The organism is Mesorhizobium sp. M1365 (assembly GCF_040317865.1).
Classification (GTDB): Bacteria; Pseudomonadota; Alphaproteobacteria; order Rhizobiales; family Rhizobiaceae; genus Mesorhizobium.
The window spans coordinates 60,885-77,586 of the sequence record NZ_JAMYLG010000008.1; the positions used below are offsets into that span (position 1 = coordinate 60,885).

Below are 16,702 nucleotides of genomic sequence, written 5' to 3' on the forward strand. Positions count from 1 at the left end.
CGGTCTCCTGACAAGATGAGAGCGAAGCCATGTCCAATTCCTTTGCCAAGGTCCTGCACAGCGATGGGCCCGTACCGGCCCTTGCCGAGAAACTGAATCTTTATGGCCGCTTCGTCGGCGCCTGGACGTTCGACGCCACGCGCCATCTCGAGGACGGTCAGGTGCTGACCGGGCGCGGCGAAGTGCATTTCGGCTGGGTGCTCGAAGGCCGCGCGATCCAGGACGTATGGATCCTGCCTGCCCGTGACGCCGGCCCCTCGCCCTCGCTCGGCAAATGGACCTTCTATGGCACGACGTTGCGTGTCTATGATCCCGGCGTTGACGCCTGGCACATCTTCTGGAGCGATCCGCGCAATCAGTACTACAGCCGCCAGCTCGGCCGTGCCGAGGGCGACACCATCATCCAGCAAGGCGCAGACGGCACCGGATCTGCTGTGCGCTGGAGCTTTTCGCGCATCACCGAAAATTCGTTCCGCTGGCTGGGCGAACGCTCACAGGACGACGGCGCCACCTGGCGTCTTGAAGTCGAGTTTCTGGCGCGCCGGGCCGTCAGCCCCTGATCCGCACGGTTTCCACTGCCTCCGCTTTGCTCTACCAATCCCGTTATCCGGCTTTGCCGGCGGGGGAGGGTCAGCATGCCGAGCTTCGACAGCCTGTTCAACGCCTTCGTCACCATACTGGTGACGATCGATCCGCCCGGCCTGGCGCCGCTCTTCCTCGCCGTGACCCGCGGCATGAACCGCGAGGAGCGCAACCAGGTCTCCGTGCGCGCCTCGGTCATCGCCTTCCTGGTAATGGCGTTGTTCGCAATCGCCGGCGCGTCGATCCTGTCAGTCTTCGGCATCACTCTGCCGGCCTTCCGCGTCGCCGGCGGCTTTCTGCTGTTCTTCATCGCCTTCGAAATGGTGTTCGAGCGCCGGCAGGACCGCAAGGAGAAGATCGGCGACGTCGCCATCACCAGGGACATGATCCACAACATCGCCGCCTTTCCGCTGGCGATCCCGCTCATTGCCGGTCCCGGCGCGATTTCGGCGACCGTCCTGCTCTCAAGCTCGTTTCAGGGTTTGGGTGCGCAGACAGCCCTTGTCGGCATCATCGCCATCTGCCTCGTCATCACCTACCTGGTGTTCGTGCTGTCAGAGCGCATCGACCGTATCCTCGGCCAAACCGGCCGTTCGATCCTGACAAGGCTGCTCGGCGTCATCCTGGCGGCGCTCGCCGTACAGTTCGTCGCCGACGGCATCAAGGCGCTGATGGCGACGTAGGAACAGCCCTACTTCGCTGTCGTTTCAATGACTTCGAAGTCGTGGGTAATCTCGGCAGTCTTGGCCATCATTGCCGAGGCCGAGCAGTATTTCTCGATCGAAAGCCCGATCGCCCGCTTCACCTTGGCGTGTGATAGCGCCCGGCCCTTGACGACAAAATGCATGTGAATGCGGGTGAACACCCTGGGATCGGCTTCTGCACGGTCGGCATCGAGTTCGACCACGCAATCTTCGACCGCCTCGCGCCCCTTTTCGAGGATATGGACCACGTCATAGGCCGAGCAGCCGCCAGTGCCGATCAGCACCAGTTCCATTGGGCTCGGCCCCGGCGTCTTGCCCTCCGGCCCGAACGCAGTGCCTAGCACCAGCTTGTGCCCATTGGCGGACTCGCCAACGAAAGTGCGCTCCTCGACCCATTTGACCCTTGCCTTCACCTGATACGTCCTTTCACCGCTCAAACGCACAACGTCCCGAAAATCCAAGACAGATTTTCGGGACGCCATTTCGTGGCCAAGGTGCCGGCGCTTTTCGCCGCAAGGGCAGTCCGCCCGAGAAATCAGAACGGGATTTCGTCGTCCAGCTCGCGCGACGAACCACCGCCGCCGCCCTTGTTGGCGCCACCGCGATTGAAACTTTCGCCCGGGCCGGACTGGCCGAAATCGGAACCGCGGCTCGCACCACCACCGGCATAGTTGCCGACCTGGCCGCCGCCCTCGCCCCGCGCATCGAGCATCTGCAGCTCGCCGCGGAATTTCTGCAACACGATTTCGGTCGTATAGCGGTCATTGCCGGTCTGGTCCTGCCATTTGCGCGTCTGCAGCTGGCCCTCGACATAGACCTTCATGCCCTTCTTCAGATACTGCTCGGCCACCTTGGCGATCTGGTCGTTGAAGATCACGACATTGTGCCACTCGGTCTTTTCCTTGCGCTCTCCGGACGTCTTGTCGCGCCAGCTTTCCGACGTCGCGATGCGGATGTTGACGACCGGGTCACCCGAATTCAGGCGGCGGATTTCAGGGTCCGCCCCGAGGTTGCCCACCAGAATGACCTTGTTGACGCTACCCGCCATGATACTTCTCCGCGCTCATCCGAAACCGAATTTTTGTCGCCGCACCTTACAGGCTATGGACAATCCCTGCCTGCCGTCGCTGCCTTTTCCCACAAGGTTTTTGTTCTCTTTTCGTTCTATAGGAGAGGCCCTGCACTGTCAATAGTTGTCAGTAAGAAGTAGTGTCTTGGCGTCGAATTTCCACAGACCATGGGATCGAGGCGAACGCATGAAGATGGTTGCGCATAACGATCAGCCGCAAGAAGAGTGGCGGACGGGAGTAAAGACCCGCATGCATGTCTCTGCCCGCAACGGCGCAACTCAACTTTGCATGTTTGAACAATGGGTCGAACCCACCGTTGGCGCCCCGACACATTGGCACCCGGTCGAGGAAGTACTTACCGTCATCGCTGGCAGGGCCGAGATGTGGATCGACGAAGAGCATCTCGTCTTGACTGCCGGACAGTCGCTTGTTGTCGCCGCGTACAGGCAACATGGCTTCCGAAACGTCGGCTCCGAATTGCTTCATATTCATGTTGTGCTCGCGTCACCAGTTTTCGAGGCGACGTTCAACGGATCCCCCGACATGGTGAGACGCTGGCTTCCAGCGAGTTTGTAAAACCTCGCCTGTCTTAAAAAATACCGCCTGTCTTAAAAAACACGGCTTGCCAAACCGATAAGTATTGACTTATGCTTTCGGCATGATCGAAGCAGACATTTTTCGGGCACTAGCGGATCCAACGCGTCGCGCCGTCTATGAGCGGCTCGCCGACGGCGAGATGACGGTGTCGGAACTGCGCACTGGCATACCGGTATCGCAGCCGGCGGTATCGCAACATCTCGCAGTGCTGCGCGGCGCCGGCCTCGTGGTCGAGCGCCGGGCCGGTCGCAACGCCTATTACCGCGTCGATCCGAAGGGGCTTGCGCCACTGCTCGGCTGGATCGAACGCTACCGTGCGTTCTGGCCAGAGCGCATCGAAAGGCTCAAGACGGTTTTGAAGGACATGGACCAATGACCAACCGAGGCAAAGAACGCGCCGAAATGGCCGCAGACAAGATCGAGTTCGAGTGCGAGCTGCCCGAACCGCCGGAACAGGTGTGGCGGGCGCTGACGGTGCCGGACCTGCTCGCGGCCTGGATGATGCCGAACGACATCAAGCCCGAAATCGGCAACCGCTTTGCCTTTAAAGCGCCGAATGCGCCGATCGAGTGCGAAATCCTCGACGCGGATCCCGGACGGCTGCTGCGCTATTCCTGGCGGGAGCGGCCGGCGCCCGGCGATACGCAGGTGCCGCCCGGCGGTCCCCTGGACAGCGCAATGAACGACAGCCCAGTGGACAGCATCGTCACCTTTACGCTCGACCGCACCGTTTCCGGCGGCACGCATCTGCGCATCGTCCATGATGGTTTTGCTCGGGCAGCAGTGCCGGAGATCGCGATGGCAGGCGCCGGTTGCCGGCTTTCCTTTGACGCGCGCACTCCCAGGCACAAGCAGATCGCCGCAAACACCCCGCGCCTCTTCCTGCGCGCGGCCTGAACGACAACAGTCAACGGAGACAACCGATGAGCGGCCTTGCCAATCTGGTGCCGATGGTGATCGAGCAGTCGAGCCGCGGCGAACGTGCCTTCGACATATTTTCGCGGCTGCTGCGCGAGCGCATCGTCTTCATCAACGGCCCAATCGATGACGGCACCTCAGCGCTGGTCTGCGCCCAGCTTCTGTCGTTGGAATCCGACAATCCCGACAAGGAGGTCTCGCTCTACATCAACTCGCCGGGCGGCGTGGTGACCAGCGGTTTCGCGATCTACGATACGATGCAGTATATCAGTTGCCCGGTCTCCACGGTTTGTATGGGCTTCGCCGCCTCGATGGCCTCGTTCCTTTTGATGGCCGGCACACCGGGGCGGCGCATCGCGCTACCCAACACCAGCATCGTGCTGCATCAGCCTCTCGGCGGTTTCCAGGGCCAGGCCTCCGATATCCAGCGCCATGCCGAGGGCATCCTTCGCACCAAGCGGCGCATGACCGATCTTTACGCCCGCCATTGCGGCCGCACCTACGAAGAAGTGGAACGCACGCTCGACCGCGACTTTTTCATGACCGCGCAGGAGGCCAAGGATTGGGGCCTCGTCGACCATGTCTTCGACACTCGCAAGCAGGCCGCATGAACGTGCCGGGCCGGCGGACGGAACTGAGGCGATTGAGCGCCCGCAATTTCAGCGCCATCGGTCTGGTCTTGCCGCTATCGCGGCACTATAGTCCGGCGATGACCGCCAGCCGCTCATCCAGCCTGCTATGCCTTGCCATCGCTACCGTTGCCGGCACGAACATGCTGGTGGGTATGGCACTTGCCCAAGATAATTCGACGTCTTCGCAAAAGGGCGCTCTGCCCGGTGTGACCAGCGATTATCGCATCGCCGAGCCAGCGCCGCGGCCTGAGCCTGACGATATGGCTCTAGGCAGCGGCAACGGCACCTTCAAGATTCGCGATACCGACGTTCGGATTTCCGGTAGCATCACCATTGATGTCGCTACCGGCAGGATCAGGCCCTCCAGCCGCTAAGTTCGCCTGGTGTGAACCACAAATATTGCGCTTCAAACGAACAGCCCCGCCATTGCTTTGCAACTGACGGGGCCTTCTTGGATCTGAAATCCAAATTGCCGGGAGTGTACTGCCGGCTTTTTATTTCGGATGCTTCGCGGCGTTCAGCCGACGATCCGACTAGCAGTCTCTGATTGTTGTGGGGATCGGCAGGTCAACGTGGGCAGGTAGCGCTAAACGCCTGACCTGGCTACTTATACCTGCCGCGGCTCCAGCGACACGTGGAGCCTCAAGGAACAATCCGGTGGAGTCATGCCTCTGCTCTCCTTCTGTTCGTTGCGACTGTCGTCGAAGCGCTCATCGCATAACCCGCGGCGTCTCGCAGGCTAGCCCCAGGCCGCGAGGCCATCGAAAGACGGCCGGCTTCGTTGACAATTGGATTCTGCCCCCATGACGCGGGGACGTCAACCTTGAATAGCCGGGTTGCCGAAAAATGTGATCGCGAGACGCTTTGTGAAGCCGGCCTCACGGGCAGCTTTTGTCAGGAGCGTGTTCGGCCTTTGTTCTTTCCGCTTGCCCGTTCGCGCGAAAGGCGGTTAAACGCTTTGGTCGAGAGTTGTGGCGTCTCTCGAAAAGGCGGCGAAATTACCTACATAGGGGGTGGTCGGGAAAACCCGCCCATCCCACGAATTCCAGATTCTGAGGCGGCGACCGGCGATGGCCGACCATAAATATCTCTCCATTCGCGGGGCACGCGAACACAATCTGAAGAATGTCGATCTCGACCTGCCGCGTGACAGCCTGATCGTCATGACCGGCCTGTCGGGGTCGGGCAAGTCGTCGCTTGCCTTCGACACCATCTACGCCGAGGGCCAGCGCCGCTATGTCGAGAGCCTTTCGGCCTATGCACGGCAATTCCTCGAAATGATGCAGAAGCCGGACGTCGACCAGATCGACGGCCTGTCGCCGGCCATCTCCATCGAGCAGAAGACCACCTCGAAGAACCCTCGTTCGACGGTCGGCACCGTCACCGAGATCTACGATTATATGCGGCTTTTGTTCGCCCGCGTCGGTGTACCCTATTCGCCGGCCACCGGCCTGCCGATCGAGAGCCAGACGGTCTCGCAGATGGTCGACCGGGTGCTTGCGGTCGAGGAAGGCACCCGGCTGTTCATTCTGGCGCCGATGGTGCGCGGCCGCAAAGGCGAGTACCGCAAGGAACTGCTGGAGCTGCAGAAGAAGGGTTTTCAGCGCGTCAAGGTCGATGGCGTCTTCTATGAGATCGCAGACGTGCCGGCGCTGGACAAGAAGTACAAGCACGACATCGACGTCGTCGTCGACCGCATCGTCGTGCGCGGCGATCTGGCGACGCGGCTCGCCGATTCTATCGAGACCGCGCTGAAGCTGGCCGACGGGCTGGCGGTGGCGGAATTTGCCGACAAGCCGCTCGACGCCAGCCAGACCGGCGAGGATTCGGTCAACAAATCGAAGAACGAGACGCATGAACGCATGCTGTTCTCGGAAAAGTTCGCCTGCCCGGTGTCCGGCTTCACCATTCCCGAGATCGAGCCCAGGCTGTTCTCCTTCAACAATCCGTTCGGCGCCTGCCCGACCTGCGACGGGCTCGGCAGCCAACGCGCCATTGATGCCAGCCTGGTCGTGCCCGACGAGAATGTCTCGCTGCGCGCCGGCGCCGTCAGCCCTTGGGCGAAGTCGAGCTCGCCCTATTATGCGCAGACGCTGGAAGCGCTGGGCGTCGCCTATGGCTTCAAGCTCGGCGACAAGTTCAAGGATTTGAGCGAGGAGGCAAGGCAAGCCGTCCTGCACGGCACCGGCGAGCGCGAAATCACCTTCCATTACGATGACGGCCTGCGCTCCTACAAGACGACGAAAACCTTCGAGGGCGTCATCCCCAACCTCGAGCGCCGCTGGAAGGAAACGGAATCCGCCTGGATGCGCGAGGAGATCGAGCGCTTCATGTCGGCCACGCCCTGCCCGGCCTGCCGCGGCTATCGGCTGAAGCCCGAGGCGCTCGCGGTCAAGATCGCCGGCAAGCACATTGGCGAGGTCACCGAGCTGTCCATCCGCAAGGCCGACCAGTGGTTCACCGATCTGCCCGCTTCGCTCAACGACAAGCAGAACGAGATTGCGGTGCGCGTGCTCAAGGAAATCCGAGAGCGGCTGCGCTTCCTCAACGATGTCGGTCTCGACTATCTGACGCTGTCGCGCAACTCCGGCACGCTTTCAGGCGGTGAGAGCCAGCGCATCCGTCTTGCCTCGCAGATCGGCTCCGGCCTGACCGGCGTACTTTACGTGCTGGACGAGCCGTCGATCGGTCTGCACCAGCGCGACAACGCCCGCCTGCTCGACACGCTGAAGCATCTGCGCGACATCGGCAACACGGTCATCGTCGTCGAGCACGACGAGGACGCCATCCTGCATGCCGACTATGTCGTCGATATCGGCCCGGCTGCCGGCATTCATGGCGGCCACATCATCGCCCAGGGCACGCCGCAGCAGATCATGGCGACGCCCGCTTCGATCACCGGCAAATACCTGTCGGGCGAGCTCGAAGTGGCGACGCCGGCACGGCGCCGCGAGGCCAAGAAGAACCGCCGGCTGAAGGTCGTCGGCGCGCGCGGCAACAACCTGAAGAACGTCACCGCCGAAATCCCGCTCGGCACGTTTACCGCCGTCACCGGCGTATCCGGCGGCGGCAAGTCGACCTTCCTGATCGAGACCCTGTTCAAGGCGGCGTCGCGCCGCATCATGGGCTCGCGCGAGCATCCGGCCGAGCACGACCGCATCGAGGGGTTGGAATTCCTCGACAAGGTCATCGACATCGACCAGTCGCCGATCGGGCGCACCCCGCGTTCCAACCCTGCCACCTATACCGGCGCCTTCACGCCGATTCGCGACTGGTTCGCCGGCCTGCCGGAGGCCAAGGCGCGCGGCTACCAGCCGGGGCGCTTCTCGTTCAACGTCAAGGGCGGCCGCTGCGAGGCCTGCCAGGGCGACGGCGTCATCAAGATCGAGATGCACTTCCTGCCCGACGTCTACGTCACCTGCGACGTCTGCCACGGCAAGCGTTACAACCGCGAAACGCTGGACGTGCTGTTCAAGGGCAAGTCGATCGCCGACGTTCTCGACATGACGGTCGAGGAAGGCGTCGATTTCTTCGCCGCCGTGCCTGGCGTGCGCGACAAGCTGGAGACGCTGAAACGGGTCGGCCTCGGCTACATCCATGTTGGCCAGCAGGCAACGACTTTGTCGGGCGGCGAGGCGCAGCGCATCAAGCTCGCCAAGGAACTATCACGCAAGGCGACCGGCAAGACGCTCTACATCCTCGACGAGCCAACCACCGGCCTGCATTTCCACGACGTAGCCAAGCTGCTCGAAGTGCTGCACGAGCTGGTCGACCAGGGCAACACGGTCGTCGTCATCGAGCACAATCTCGAGGTGATCAAGACGGCTGACTGGGTACTCGATCTTGGCCCCGAAGGTGGTGACGGCGGCGGTGAGCTGGTGGCGTCCGGCACGCCGGAGGACATCGTCCGCGAAAAACGCAGCTATACCGGGCAGTTCCTGAGGGACTTGCTGGAGCGGCGCCCCGGAGGCAAGCGCGAAGCGGCGGAGTGATGGCAAAGAACGGTCTCATCACGGTCCAAAGCCGCTTCGGCGTGGCCGAAACGATCGATCGCCTGGTCGGGACTGTGGAACGTGCAGGATTGCTGGTCTTCGCCCGCATTGACCACGCCGCCGGTGCGCGCATTGTCGAAGCTTCCCTGCGTCCGACCCAGCTTCTGATTTTTGGCAACCCGAAAGGCGGCACGCCGCTGATGCAGGACCGGCAGCTTGCCGGCATCGATCTGCCGGTCAAGGCACTAGCTTGGGAGGACGAGCAAGGCAAGGTCTGGCTCTCCTACAATGACGCGCACTGGCTCGCTGAGCGCCACGGCTTGGGCGACGCCAGTCGCAATGCCGTCGCCGCGATAGCGGCCGGTATGGACAAGGTGATTGCGGCCGCTGGCGGCGCGGGCCAGTTTTGATCATGAGAGCCGCTCGGGCCGATGATCTCCCCACGGTGATCTCGCTCACCACCGACGCCTACGCGCCCTACACTGCCCTGCTCGGCGCACCGCCGATCCCTGTCACCGAGGACTACGCGCCGCGCATAGAACGCGGCGAGGTCTGGCTTTCGGAGCAGGACGGACACCCGGCCGGCTTGATCGTTCTCGAACGACATGCGGACCATACAATGATCTTCAGCGTCGCCGTTGCGCCCGCCTTTCAGGGCAAGGGTTTCGGCATCGGGCTGCTCGACTGGGCCGAGCAACAGACGCGCCTGTGGAGCTTGCCTGAAATCCGACTCTACACCAATGCCAGAATGGAACGGAACGTTTCGTTGTATAAGGCCTACGGCTTTCGCGAAACGGGTCGCCGGCCCAATCCATATCGGCCAGGATGGACGGTCGTCGACATGGCGAAAGCCGTCGAGACGACCGCCATCGCGTGATCCTTTTCTGCAAACCGGGAGGACGACCATGACTCAATCAGGAACAATCCGCGCCGGCATGGGCGGCTGGACCTTCGAGCCGTGGGACACGTCCTTCTACCCGGACAAATTGTCGAAGGCCAAGCAACTGCATTATGCCAGCCGGCAGGTGCCCACTGTCGAGGTCAACGGCACCTATTATTCGAGCTTCAAGGAGCCGACCTTCGTCAAATGGGCCAACGAGGCGCCGGATGGTTTCGTCTATTCGCTGAAGGGCAACCGCTTCGTCACCAACCGCCGCGTGCTCGGCGAGGCCGGGGAATCGATCATGCGCTTCCTCGGGTCGGGCGTCGCGGCACTTGGCGACAAGCTCGGGCCGATCTTGTGGCAGTTCGCGCCGACCAAGAAATTCGACCCAGACGATTTCGAGGCCTTCCTCAAGCTGTTGCCGGAAAAGCAGGACGGCGTTGCGCTGCGCCACGCGGTCGAGGTGCGCAACGACAGCTTCGTCGTGCCGGAGTTCGCCGCCTTGGCGCGAAAGCACAAGGCCGCCATCGTCTATGCCGACCACGCCAAATATCCGGGGATTGCCGACGTCACCGGCGATTTCATCTATGCCCGGCTGCAGACCGGCAGCGACGACAATCCCGATTGCTATACGCCAAAGGCGCTCGACGAATGGGCGGCGCGCGCAAAAACCTGGGCGGAAGGCAAGGTGCCGGCCGACCTGTCGCGCGCCGATCCTTCAACCGACGCGCCGGTCAAGCCACGCGATGTGTTCGTCTACTTCATCACCGAGGGCAAGGTCCGCGCTCCATTCGGCGCCATCGCGCTGATGAAGCGGGTCGCAGGCTGACGCCCCGCTGTCGGTGGTCCGCCTGGCTTGGTCCTAAACTACCGGCTATGCGGCGCGTTCGTCCGGACGCCGATCAACCCTGACGATCTCGTTAAAGGCATCGAGATCGACATAGAAGACCTTGGTGATCTCCGCGATGAGTTCGTCGTGGTCATACCCCTGCGATTTCAGAATGTTGATGGCTGTCAGGATGTCGACGCGCTCCGTGAGCCGTCGTTTCTGGTAGTCCTCGACATAGCGCTCCATTGACTGGCCCTGGCTCCCAAGCACCCGAAATGTTGGACGACAACAGATCGCTGGAAGGGCTTGCGCGCAAGCGTGCGGACGCAGCCGCGCCTTCCCCTGATCTGCCAAGTTGAAACTGGTACGGAAAGCGGCCGACTCACCAAGGCCAAGCAAAATCTAGCACGCAATCTGCAGCGCGCCAGAGTTGCAAAGTAATGGAATCAATAAGAATTCAGACAGTCAGGAATTTGCGGACGTCCGCCCGGTCGAGATCCTCGGCGGGGCCGGTATGGACGATCTGACCGCGGTCCATGATGTTGACCTCGTCGGCCAATTCCCGGCAGAAGTCGAGATATTGTTCGACCAGAAGCACGGCGATACCGGCCTGGTCGCGCAGATACCGGATGGCGCGGCCGATGTCCTTGATGATCGACGGCTGGATGCCTTCGGTCGGCTCGTCGAGCACCAGCAGCTTCGGCCGCATCACCAGCGCCCTGCCGATGGCAAGCTGCTGCTGCTGGCCGCCGGAAAGATCGCCGCCGCGGCGCGCGAGCATCTGCTTCAGCACCGGAAACAATTCGAAGACGTGACCGGGAATGTTGCGATCGGCGCGCTTCAACGGCGCAAAACCCGATTCGAGGTTTTCCCGCACCGTAAGCAGCGGAAATATCTCCCTGCCCTGCGGCACGAATGCGATGCCCGACCGGGCGCGATCATACGCCGCGCTCCGGTCGAGCGCCTTCCCCTCGAAGGCAACGCTTCCGCTCGTCAGCCGGTGATGGCCGACGATCGATCTCATCAAACTGGTCTTGCCGACGCCGTTGCGGCCGAGCACGCAGGTGATCTTGCCGGCGCCGGCCTTCAGCGAGACGCCGCGCAGCGCCTGGGCAGCGCCGTAGTGCAGCGCGGCATTGGAGACTTCGAGCATGGTCAGCGCTTTCTCCAACGCGTGAAGAACGAAAGATCGAAATGATAGAACGGAACGCGCCAGACCATGTTCATCTCCCCAGATAGACTTCGACGACGCGCTCGTCGGCCGAAACGAAGTCGAGACTGCCCTCGGAAAGCACCGAGCCTTCGTGCAGGCAGGTGACCTTGACGCCGAGCTCGCGCACGAAATGCATGTCGTGCTCGACGACGATGACAGAATGGTCGCGCGCGATGTCCCTGAGCAGCCGCGCGGTTTCCTCGGTCTCGGCGTCGGTCATGCCGGCAACCGGTTCGTCGACCAGCAGCAGCTTCGGATCCTGCGCCAGAAGCATGCCGATCTCGAGCCATTGCTTTTGGCCGTGGCTCAGATTGGCGGCGAGTTCGTCACGCTTGTCGCCAAGCCGAATGATGCCGAGGATGTCGTCGATCTGCCGCACGTCCGCGGCCGAGCGACGGTGGAACAGTGCCGGGAAGATCGAGCGCGGGCCTTTCAGCGCCAGCATCAGATTGTCCTCGATCGTGTGGCTTTCGAAGACCGTTGGCTTCTGGAATTTACGGCCGATGCCCATCATGGCGATTTCGGCCTCGTCGTGTTTGGTTAGGTCGACCTCACCGTTGAAGAAAACTTCACCCGCGTCGGGCCGCGTCTTGCCGGTGACGATGTCCATCATCGTCGTCTTTCCGGCGCCGTTGGGGCCGATGATCGCCCGCATCTCGCCCTTGTCGAGCACCAGCGAAAGGTTGTTGATAGCGCGAAACCCGTCGAAGGAAACCGACACGCCGTCGAGATAGAGGATGGTGTTGCTCTTCGACATCAGGCCATCACTCCGCCGGCTGCGGTTCGGCGCCGGAGGCCGACCAGTCGCCCGGCCTTCTCGCCGCCGAGCGGTCGGTTTTCGGCGGCACCGGCGCATCGGGATCGATGCCGACTTCCTCGGCAACCGAGGCCGCCCGCAGCGCCTTGGCGTTGCCGCGCCAGGAATCCCACATGCCGATGATGCCCTTGGGCAGGAACAGCGTGACGGCGACAAACAGTCCGCCCAGCGCAAACAGCCAGAATTCCGGCAGCACGCCGGTGAACCAGGATTTACCGGCATTGACCAGAAGCGCGCCGATGATCGGCCCGACGATGGTGCCGCGCCCGCCGACGGCCGCCCACACCACCACCTCGATCGAATTGGACGGCTCGAATTCGCCAGGGTTGATGATGCCGACCTGCGGCACGTAAAGCGCACCGGCGATGCCGGCCATCACCGCCGACACGGTGAAGGCGAACAGTTTGACGTTCTCCGCCCGCCAGCCGAGAAAGCGCGTGCGGCTCTCGGCATCGCGCACCGCCATTAAAAGCTTGCCGTACTTGGAACCGACGATTGCCCAGGTGACGAAGACGGCAAACGCCAGCATGACGGCGCTGGCCGCGAACAGCGCCGACCGCGTCATGTCGGCCTGCACGTTGAACCCTAGAATGTCCTTGAAATCAGTCAGGCCGTTGTTGCCGCCGAAACCCATGTCGTTGCGGAAAAACGCAAGCAGCAGCGCATAGGTCATCGCCTGGGTGATGATCGACAGGTAGACGCCGGTGACGCGGCTGCGGAAGGCAAACCAGCCGAAGACGAAGGCGAGCAGGCCGGGCACCGCAAGCACCATGATCGCGGCAAACCAGAAATGGTCGAAACCATACCAGAACCATGGCAATTCCTTGTAGTTAAGGAACACCATGAAATCCGGCAGCAGCGGATTGCCGTAGACGCCGCGCGAGCCGATCTGGCGCATCAGATACATGCCCATCGCATAGCCGCCGAGTGCGAAGAAGGCGCCGTGGCCGAGCGAGAGGATGCCGCAATAGCCCCAGACGAGATCGAGCGCCAAGGCGAGCAGTGCGTAGCAGAGGTATTTGCCGGTGAGCGCGACGATATAGGACGGCACGTAAAACGCACTTGTCGGCGAGACCGCAAGATTGAGCAGCGGCACGACGATTGCAACCGCCAGCAGGATGAAGATGGTGATGGCGACGCGGCGGTCGGCGCCGGCGGCAAAGAAGCGTCCCGTGATCATGCTTCCACCGACCGGCCCTTTAGCGCGAACAGACCGCGCGGCCGTTTCTGGATGAACAGGATGATCAGCACCAGGACGACGATCTTGCCGAGCACTGCTCCGGCATAAGGTTCGAGGAACTTGTTGACGATGCCGAGCGAGAAAGCGCCGACCAGCGTGCCCCAAAGATTGCCGACACCGCCGAAAACGACGACCATGAAGCTGTCGATGATGTAGCCGCGGCCGAGATTGGGCGAGACGTTGTCGATCTGGCTGAGCGCGACACCGGCGATGCCGGCAATGCCGGAGCCGAGTGCAAACGTCAGGGCGTCCACCCACGGCGTCCTGATGCCCATCGAGGCAGCCATGCGGCGATTGGCGGTGACGGCACGCATCTGCAGCCCCCAGGGCGTGCGTTTCATCACGTAGAGCAGCACCGCGAACACGCCGAGCGCGAATACCAGGATCCAGAGTCGGTTCCAGGTCACGGCAAGCTGGCCGATATTGAACGAGCCGGACATCCAGGACGGGTTGCCTACCTCCTGGTTGGTCGGTCCGAACATGGTGCGTACGGCCTGCTGCAGGATCAGCGACACACCCCATGTCGCCAGCAGGGTTTCCAGCGGCCGACCGTAGAGGTAGCGGATCAGCCCGCGCTCGATGACAAGGCCGACGAGCGCCGCCACCAGGAAGGCCAGCGGCAGGGCGATGACCAGCGACCAGTCGAACAGGCCGGGAAAGGAATTGCGGATAACCTCCTGCACGACGAAGGTCGTGTAGGCGCCGAGCATGACCATCTCGCCATGCGCCATGTTGATGACGCCCATGACGCCGAAAGTGATGGCAAGGCCAATCGCCGCCAGCAGCAGCACCGATCCAAGCGATATGCCATACCAGATATTCTGGCCGGCATCCCACAGCGCCAGCGTCGAATTGATGTTGGCGATCGCAGCCGTCGCCGCGTCCTTCACCGCACCTTCGGAACTGGCCTCTACCGACGTGAGCAGCGACACCGCATCGCGGTCGCCGCGCGCACCGATGAGCGCGATCGCGCCCAGTTTGTCGGTCTCCGGCCTGTCGGAAACGAGAATCGACGCGGCGCGGGCCTGTTCTAGCAGCGCCTTGACGCTTGCCACGCTCTCATTTGCGATCGCGGTGTCGAGCGGCTCGATGTTTGCCGCGTCCGGCGTCTTGAACATTGTGTCGGCGGCGGCAATGCGCACGGCCGGATCCTTGGAGCCAAGCGTCAGTGTGCCCAGCGCGTCGCGGATAACGCGGCGCAGCGTGTTGTTGACCTTGATCTTGGTGATGTCGGCCTTGGCAGCTTCGCCCGATCTTTCGCCGGTAAGCGCATCGAGCAGCTCGATGCCGTCGCCGCTCTCCTTGCCGACAAAGACCAGTGAATCGGCCTTGCGCACGTAAAGGCTGCCCTCCGCAAGCGCGGCAAGCGGCCGTTCTACGGCCGGATCGCCGGAAGCCGCAAGCTCCCGCACCACGGCTTCTATCGCCGGAAAATTGGCGGCGGTAGCGAATTTGGCGATGACCACGCGCAGATCTGCTTCGCTGGCGTTCGACGGCAGCAGCATCCCCAGGAGAAGGAGCAGCATCAGGCCAATCGCGCGGATCAGGATCATTGGTTTCTGGTGGCTCTTGAAGATTGAATGTCGCCTCCGGGCAGGCTGGAGGAGGAGCCTGCCCGGAGGCTTGCGGGTCTGGGAGGACAGACCGGGAGGATCAGTTGGTTCCCTTGCCGCCGCATTTGCCGGTGGCAACGTTGAAGTTGCCGCAGGACAGAGGCGCGCGCCAATCGGAGATCAGGTCCTTGGAGTCAGGCAGATAGTCGGACCACTCGTCGCCCATCACCAGGCCGGGCGTCTGCGAGACGGTTTCGAACTGGCCGTCGGCCTGGATTTCGCCGATCAGCACCGGCTTGGTGATGTGATGGTTCGGCATCATCGTCGAATAACCGCCGGTCAGGTTCGGCACCGAGACGCCGACCATGGCGTCGATGACCTTGTCCGGATCGGTGGTGCCGGCCTTCTCGACCGCCTTCACCCACATGTTGAAGCCGATATAATGGGCTTCCATCGGGTCGTTGGTGGTGCGCTTGTCGTTCTTGATGAATTTGTGCCAGTCGGCGATGAACTTCGCGTTCTCGGGCGTGTCGACGCTCTCGAAATAGTTCCAGGCGGCGAGATGGCCGACCAGCGGCGCAGTGTCCAGACCGGCAAGCTCTTCCTCGCCGACCGAGAAGGCCATGACCGGGATGTCCTCGGCCTTGATGCCCTGGTTGCCGAGCTCCTTGTAGAACGGCACGTTGGCGTCGCCATTGACGGTCGAGACCACGGCGGTCTTCTTGCCGGCCGAGCCGAACTTCTTGATCGCCGAAACTTCGGTCTGCCAGTCGGAGAAGCCGAACGGCGTGTAGTTGACCATGATGTCTTCCGCAGCGACGCCCTTGGCCTTCAGATAGGCCTCGAGGATTTTGTTGGTGGTGCGCGGGTAGACGTAGTCGGTGCCTTCGAGAACCCAGCGCTTCACCGAACCGCCGTCCTCGCTCATCAGATAGTCGACCGCGGGAATGGCTTGCTGGTTCGGCGCCGCACCGGTGTAGAACACGTTGCGTTCGCTCTCCTCGCCCTCATACTGGACGGGATAGAAAAGGATGTTGTCGAGTTCGCTGAACACCGGCAGCACCGATTTGCGCGACACCGAGGTCCAGCAGCCGAACACCGCCGCGACCTTGTCCTTGGAGATCAGCTCGCGCGCCTTTTCGGCGAACAGCGGCCAGTTGGAAGCCGGATCGACGACCACCGCCTCGAGCTTCTTGCCGAGCAGGCCACCCTTGGCATTCTGCTCTTCGATGAGCATCAGCATGGCGTCCTTCAGCGTCGTCTCCGAGATCGCCATGGTTCCCGACAGCGAATGGAGGATGCCGACCTTGATGGTGTCGTCGGCCGCCTTGGCGGGAACGCTCATCAGCAAGCCGGCGGTGACCACGCCGGCCGAAAACATTTTTGTTATTGTCGAGAAACTGCCCCTCATACTTTTAAACTCCCAAGCTGGTTAACTGCATCGGAACAGACCATGCAACGGCTGTGCCAATCACCGGCGAAAGATCGGAACGTTTGAGATTTCCAAGCTCTGTCAGTCGGTTAATGTATTAGCCGCAGGAGATGAACCTCGCCTGCCAGGTTTGAAATGAGAAAAGATCACTCGTATCAGCCTAAGTTTTACTCATATACAGGCCAATGCCCGAATTTTGAGCAGCATCATATGAGCGCTGGCGAGGATTGCAGCGCCGCA

The 16,702-nt window shown here is 62.1% G+C and carries 19 protein-coding genes; 11 read left to right on the top strand and 8 right to left on the bottom strand.

Annotated features, from left to right (window positions below):
- The first annotated feature begins 29 nt into the window (after positions 1-29).
- On the top strand, positions 30-560 hold the full coding sequence (locus NKH04_RS12300; RefSeq protein WP_352471699.1) for a hypothetical protein: 531 nt from the start codon (positions 30-32) through the stop codon (positions 558-560).
- Positions 561-635: 75 nt separating this feature from the next.
- Complete coding sequence (locus NKH04_RS12305) at positions 636-1,265, top strand: MarC family protein (RefSeq protein WP_023674869.1); 630 nt, start codon at positions 636-638, stop codon at positions 1,263-1,265.
- Positions 1,266-1,273: 8 nt separating this feature from the next.
- On the opposite strand, the gene NKH04_RS12310 is transcribed toward NKH04_RS12305, so the two are convergent.
- The gene (locus NKH04_RS12310) at positions 1,274-1,699 is read right to left on the bottom strand and encodes an OsmC family protein (protein WP_352770376.1); all 426 of its coding nucleotides are present in this window, start codon (positions 1,697-1,699) and stop codon (positions 1,274-1,276) included.
- A 122-nt stretch (positions 1,700-1,821) separates the two neighbouring features.
- Positions 1,822-2,334 (bottom strand): single-stranded DNA-binding protein, encoded by a 513-nt coding sequence (locus NKH04_RS12315; RefSeq protein ID WP_352448761.1) that lies wholly within the window; start codon positions 2,332-2,334, stop codon positions 1,822-1,824.
- Positions 2,335-2,542: 208 nt separating this feature from the next.
- Here NKH04_RS12315 and NKH04_RS12320 point away from each other — a divergent pair, with 208 nt between their 5' ends.
- The 9 genes from NKH04_RS12320 to NKH04_RS12360 all read left to right on the top strand — a co-directional run bounded on the left by NKH04_RS12320 (position 2,543) and on the right by NKH04_RS12360 (position 10,207).
- The gene (locus tag NKH04_RS12320) at positions 2,543-2,932 is read left to right on the top strand and encodes a cupin domain-containing protein (RefSeq protein ID WP_352816638.1); all 390 of its coding nucleotides are present in this window, start codon (positions 2,543-2,545) and stop codon (positions 2,930-2,932) included.
- An 82-nt stretch (positions 2,933-3,014) separates the two neighbouring features.
- Positions 3,015-3,329: an ArsR/SmtB family transcription factor gene (locus NKH04_RS12325; RefSeq protein ID WP_352448759.1), complete on the top strand. Its 315-nt coding sequence runs from the start codon at positions 3,015-3,017 to the stop codon at positions 3,327-3,329.
- Positions 3,326-3,850: an SRPBCC family protein gene (locus NKH04_RS12330; RefSeq protein ID WP_352921214.1), complete on the top strand. Its 525-nt coding sequence runs from the start codon at positions 3,326-3,328 to the stop codon at positions 3,848-3,850. Before NKH04_RS12325 ends, NKH04_RS12330 begins: the two co-directional genes overlap by 4 nt.
- Before the next feature lie 26 nt (positions 3,851-3,876).
- Positions 3,877-4,482, top strand: a complete 606-nt coding sequence (locus NKH04_RS12335) for an ATP-dependent Clp protease proteolytic subunit (RefSeq protein ID WP_352455702.1) — start codon at positions 3,877-3,879, stop codon at positions 4,480-4,482.
- The gene (locus NKH04_RS12340) at positions 4,479-4,877 is read left to right on the top strand and encodes a hypothetical protein (protein WP_353044366.1); all 399 of its coding nucleotides are present in this window, start codon (positions 4,479-4,481) and stop codon (positions 4,875-4,877) included. The genes NKH04_RS12335 and NKH04_RS12340 overlap by 4 nt, the downstream gene beginning before the upstream one ends.
- A 696-nt stretch (positions 4,878-5,573) precedes the next feature.
- Positions 5,574-8,495, top strand: a complete 2,922-nt coding sequence (gene uvrA / locus NKH04_RS12345) for an excinuclease ABC subunit UvrA (RefSeq protein ID WP_352770370.1) — start codon at positions 5,574-5,576, stop codon at positions 8,493-8,495.
- Positions 8,495-8,905 carry a DUF302 domain-containing protein gene (locus tag NKH04_RS12350; RefSeq protein WP_353044367.1) on the top strand — a complete coding sequence of 137 codons (411 nt, stop codon included), beginning with the start codon at positions 8,495-8,497 and terminating at the stop codon, positions 8,903-8,905. Before uvrA ends, NKH04_RS12350 begins: the two co-directional genes overlap by 1 nt.
- Positions 8,902-9,372: a GNAT family N-acetyltransferase gene (locus NKH04_RS12355; RefSeq protein ID WP_352816648.1), complete on the top strand. Its 471-nt coding sequence runs from the start codon at positions 8,902-8,904 to the stop codon at positions 9,370-9,372. Before NKH04_RS12350 ends, NKH04_RS12355 begins: the two co-directional genes overlap by 4 nt.
- A gap of 28 nt (positions 9,373-9,400) precedes the next feature.
- Positions 9,401-10,207 carry a DUF72 domain-containing protein gene (locus NKH04_RS12360; protein ID WP_352816651.1) on the top strand — a complete coding sequence of 269 codons (807 nt, stop codon included), beginning with the start codon at positions 9,401-9,403 and terminating at the stop codon, positions 10,205-10,207.
- 45 nt (positions 10,208-10,252) lie between these two features.
- Here NKH04_RS12360 and NKH04_RS12365 read toward each other — a convergent pair whose 3' ends face one another.
- From NKH04_RS12365 to urtA, 6 genes are all read right to left on the bottom strand, one after another.
- Complete coding sequence (locus NKH04_RS12365; protein WP_023674857.1) at positions 10,253-10,453, bottom strand: hypothetical protein; 201 nt, start codon at positions 10,451-10,453, stop codon at positions 10,253-10,255.
- 211 nt (positions 10,454-10,664) lie between these two features.
- A complete protein-coding gene (gene urtE, locus NKH04_RS12370; protein WP_352682903.1) occupies positions 10,665-11,360 on the bottom strand; it encodes an urea ABC transporter ATP-binding subunit UrtE in 696 nt (231 codons plus the stop codon).
- Between the two features lie 70 nt (positions 11,361-11,430).
- The gene (gene urtD / locus NKH04_RS12375; RefSeq protein WP_023674855.1) at positions 11,431-12,177 is read right to left on the bottom strand and encodes an urea ABC transporter ATP-binding protein UrtD; all 747 of its coding nucleotides are present in this window, start codon (positions 12,175-12,177) and stop codon (positions 11,431-11,433) included.
- Between the two features lie 7 nt (positions 12,178-12,184).
- Entirely contained in the window at positions 12,185-13,417 is a 1,233-nt protein-coding gene (urtC, locus tag NKH04_RS12380) for an urea ABC transporter permease subunit UrtC (protein WP_352455696.1), read from the bottom strand.
- Positions 13,414-15,030, bottom strand: a complete 1,617-nt coding sequence (urtB, locus tag NKH04_RS12385; RefSeq protein ID WP_352816657.1) for an urea ABC transporter permease subunit UrtB — start codon at positions 15,028-15,030, stop codon at positions 13,414-13,416. Before urtB ends, urtC begins: the two co-directional genes overlap by 4 nt.
- Positions 15,031-15,130: 100 nt before the next feature.
- Positions 15,131-16,441: an urea ABC transporter substrate-binding protein gene (gene urtA / locus NKH04_RS12390; RefSeq protein WP_352455694.1), complete on the bottom strand. Its 1,311-nt coding sequence runs from the start codon at positions 16,439-16,441 to the stop codon at positions 15,131-15,133.
- Positions 16,442-16,702: the final 261 nt, after the last annotated feature.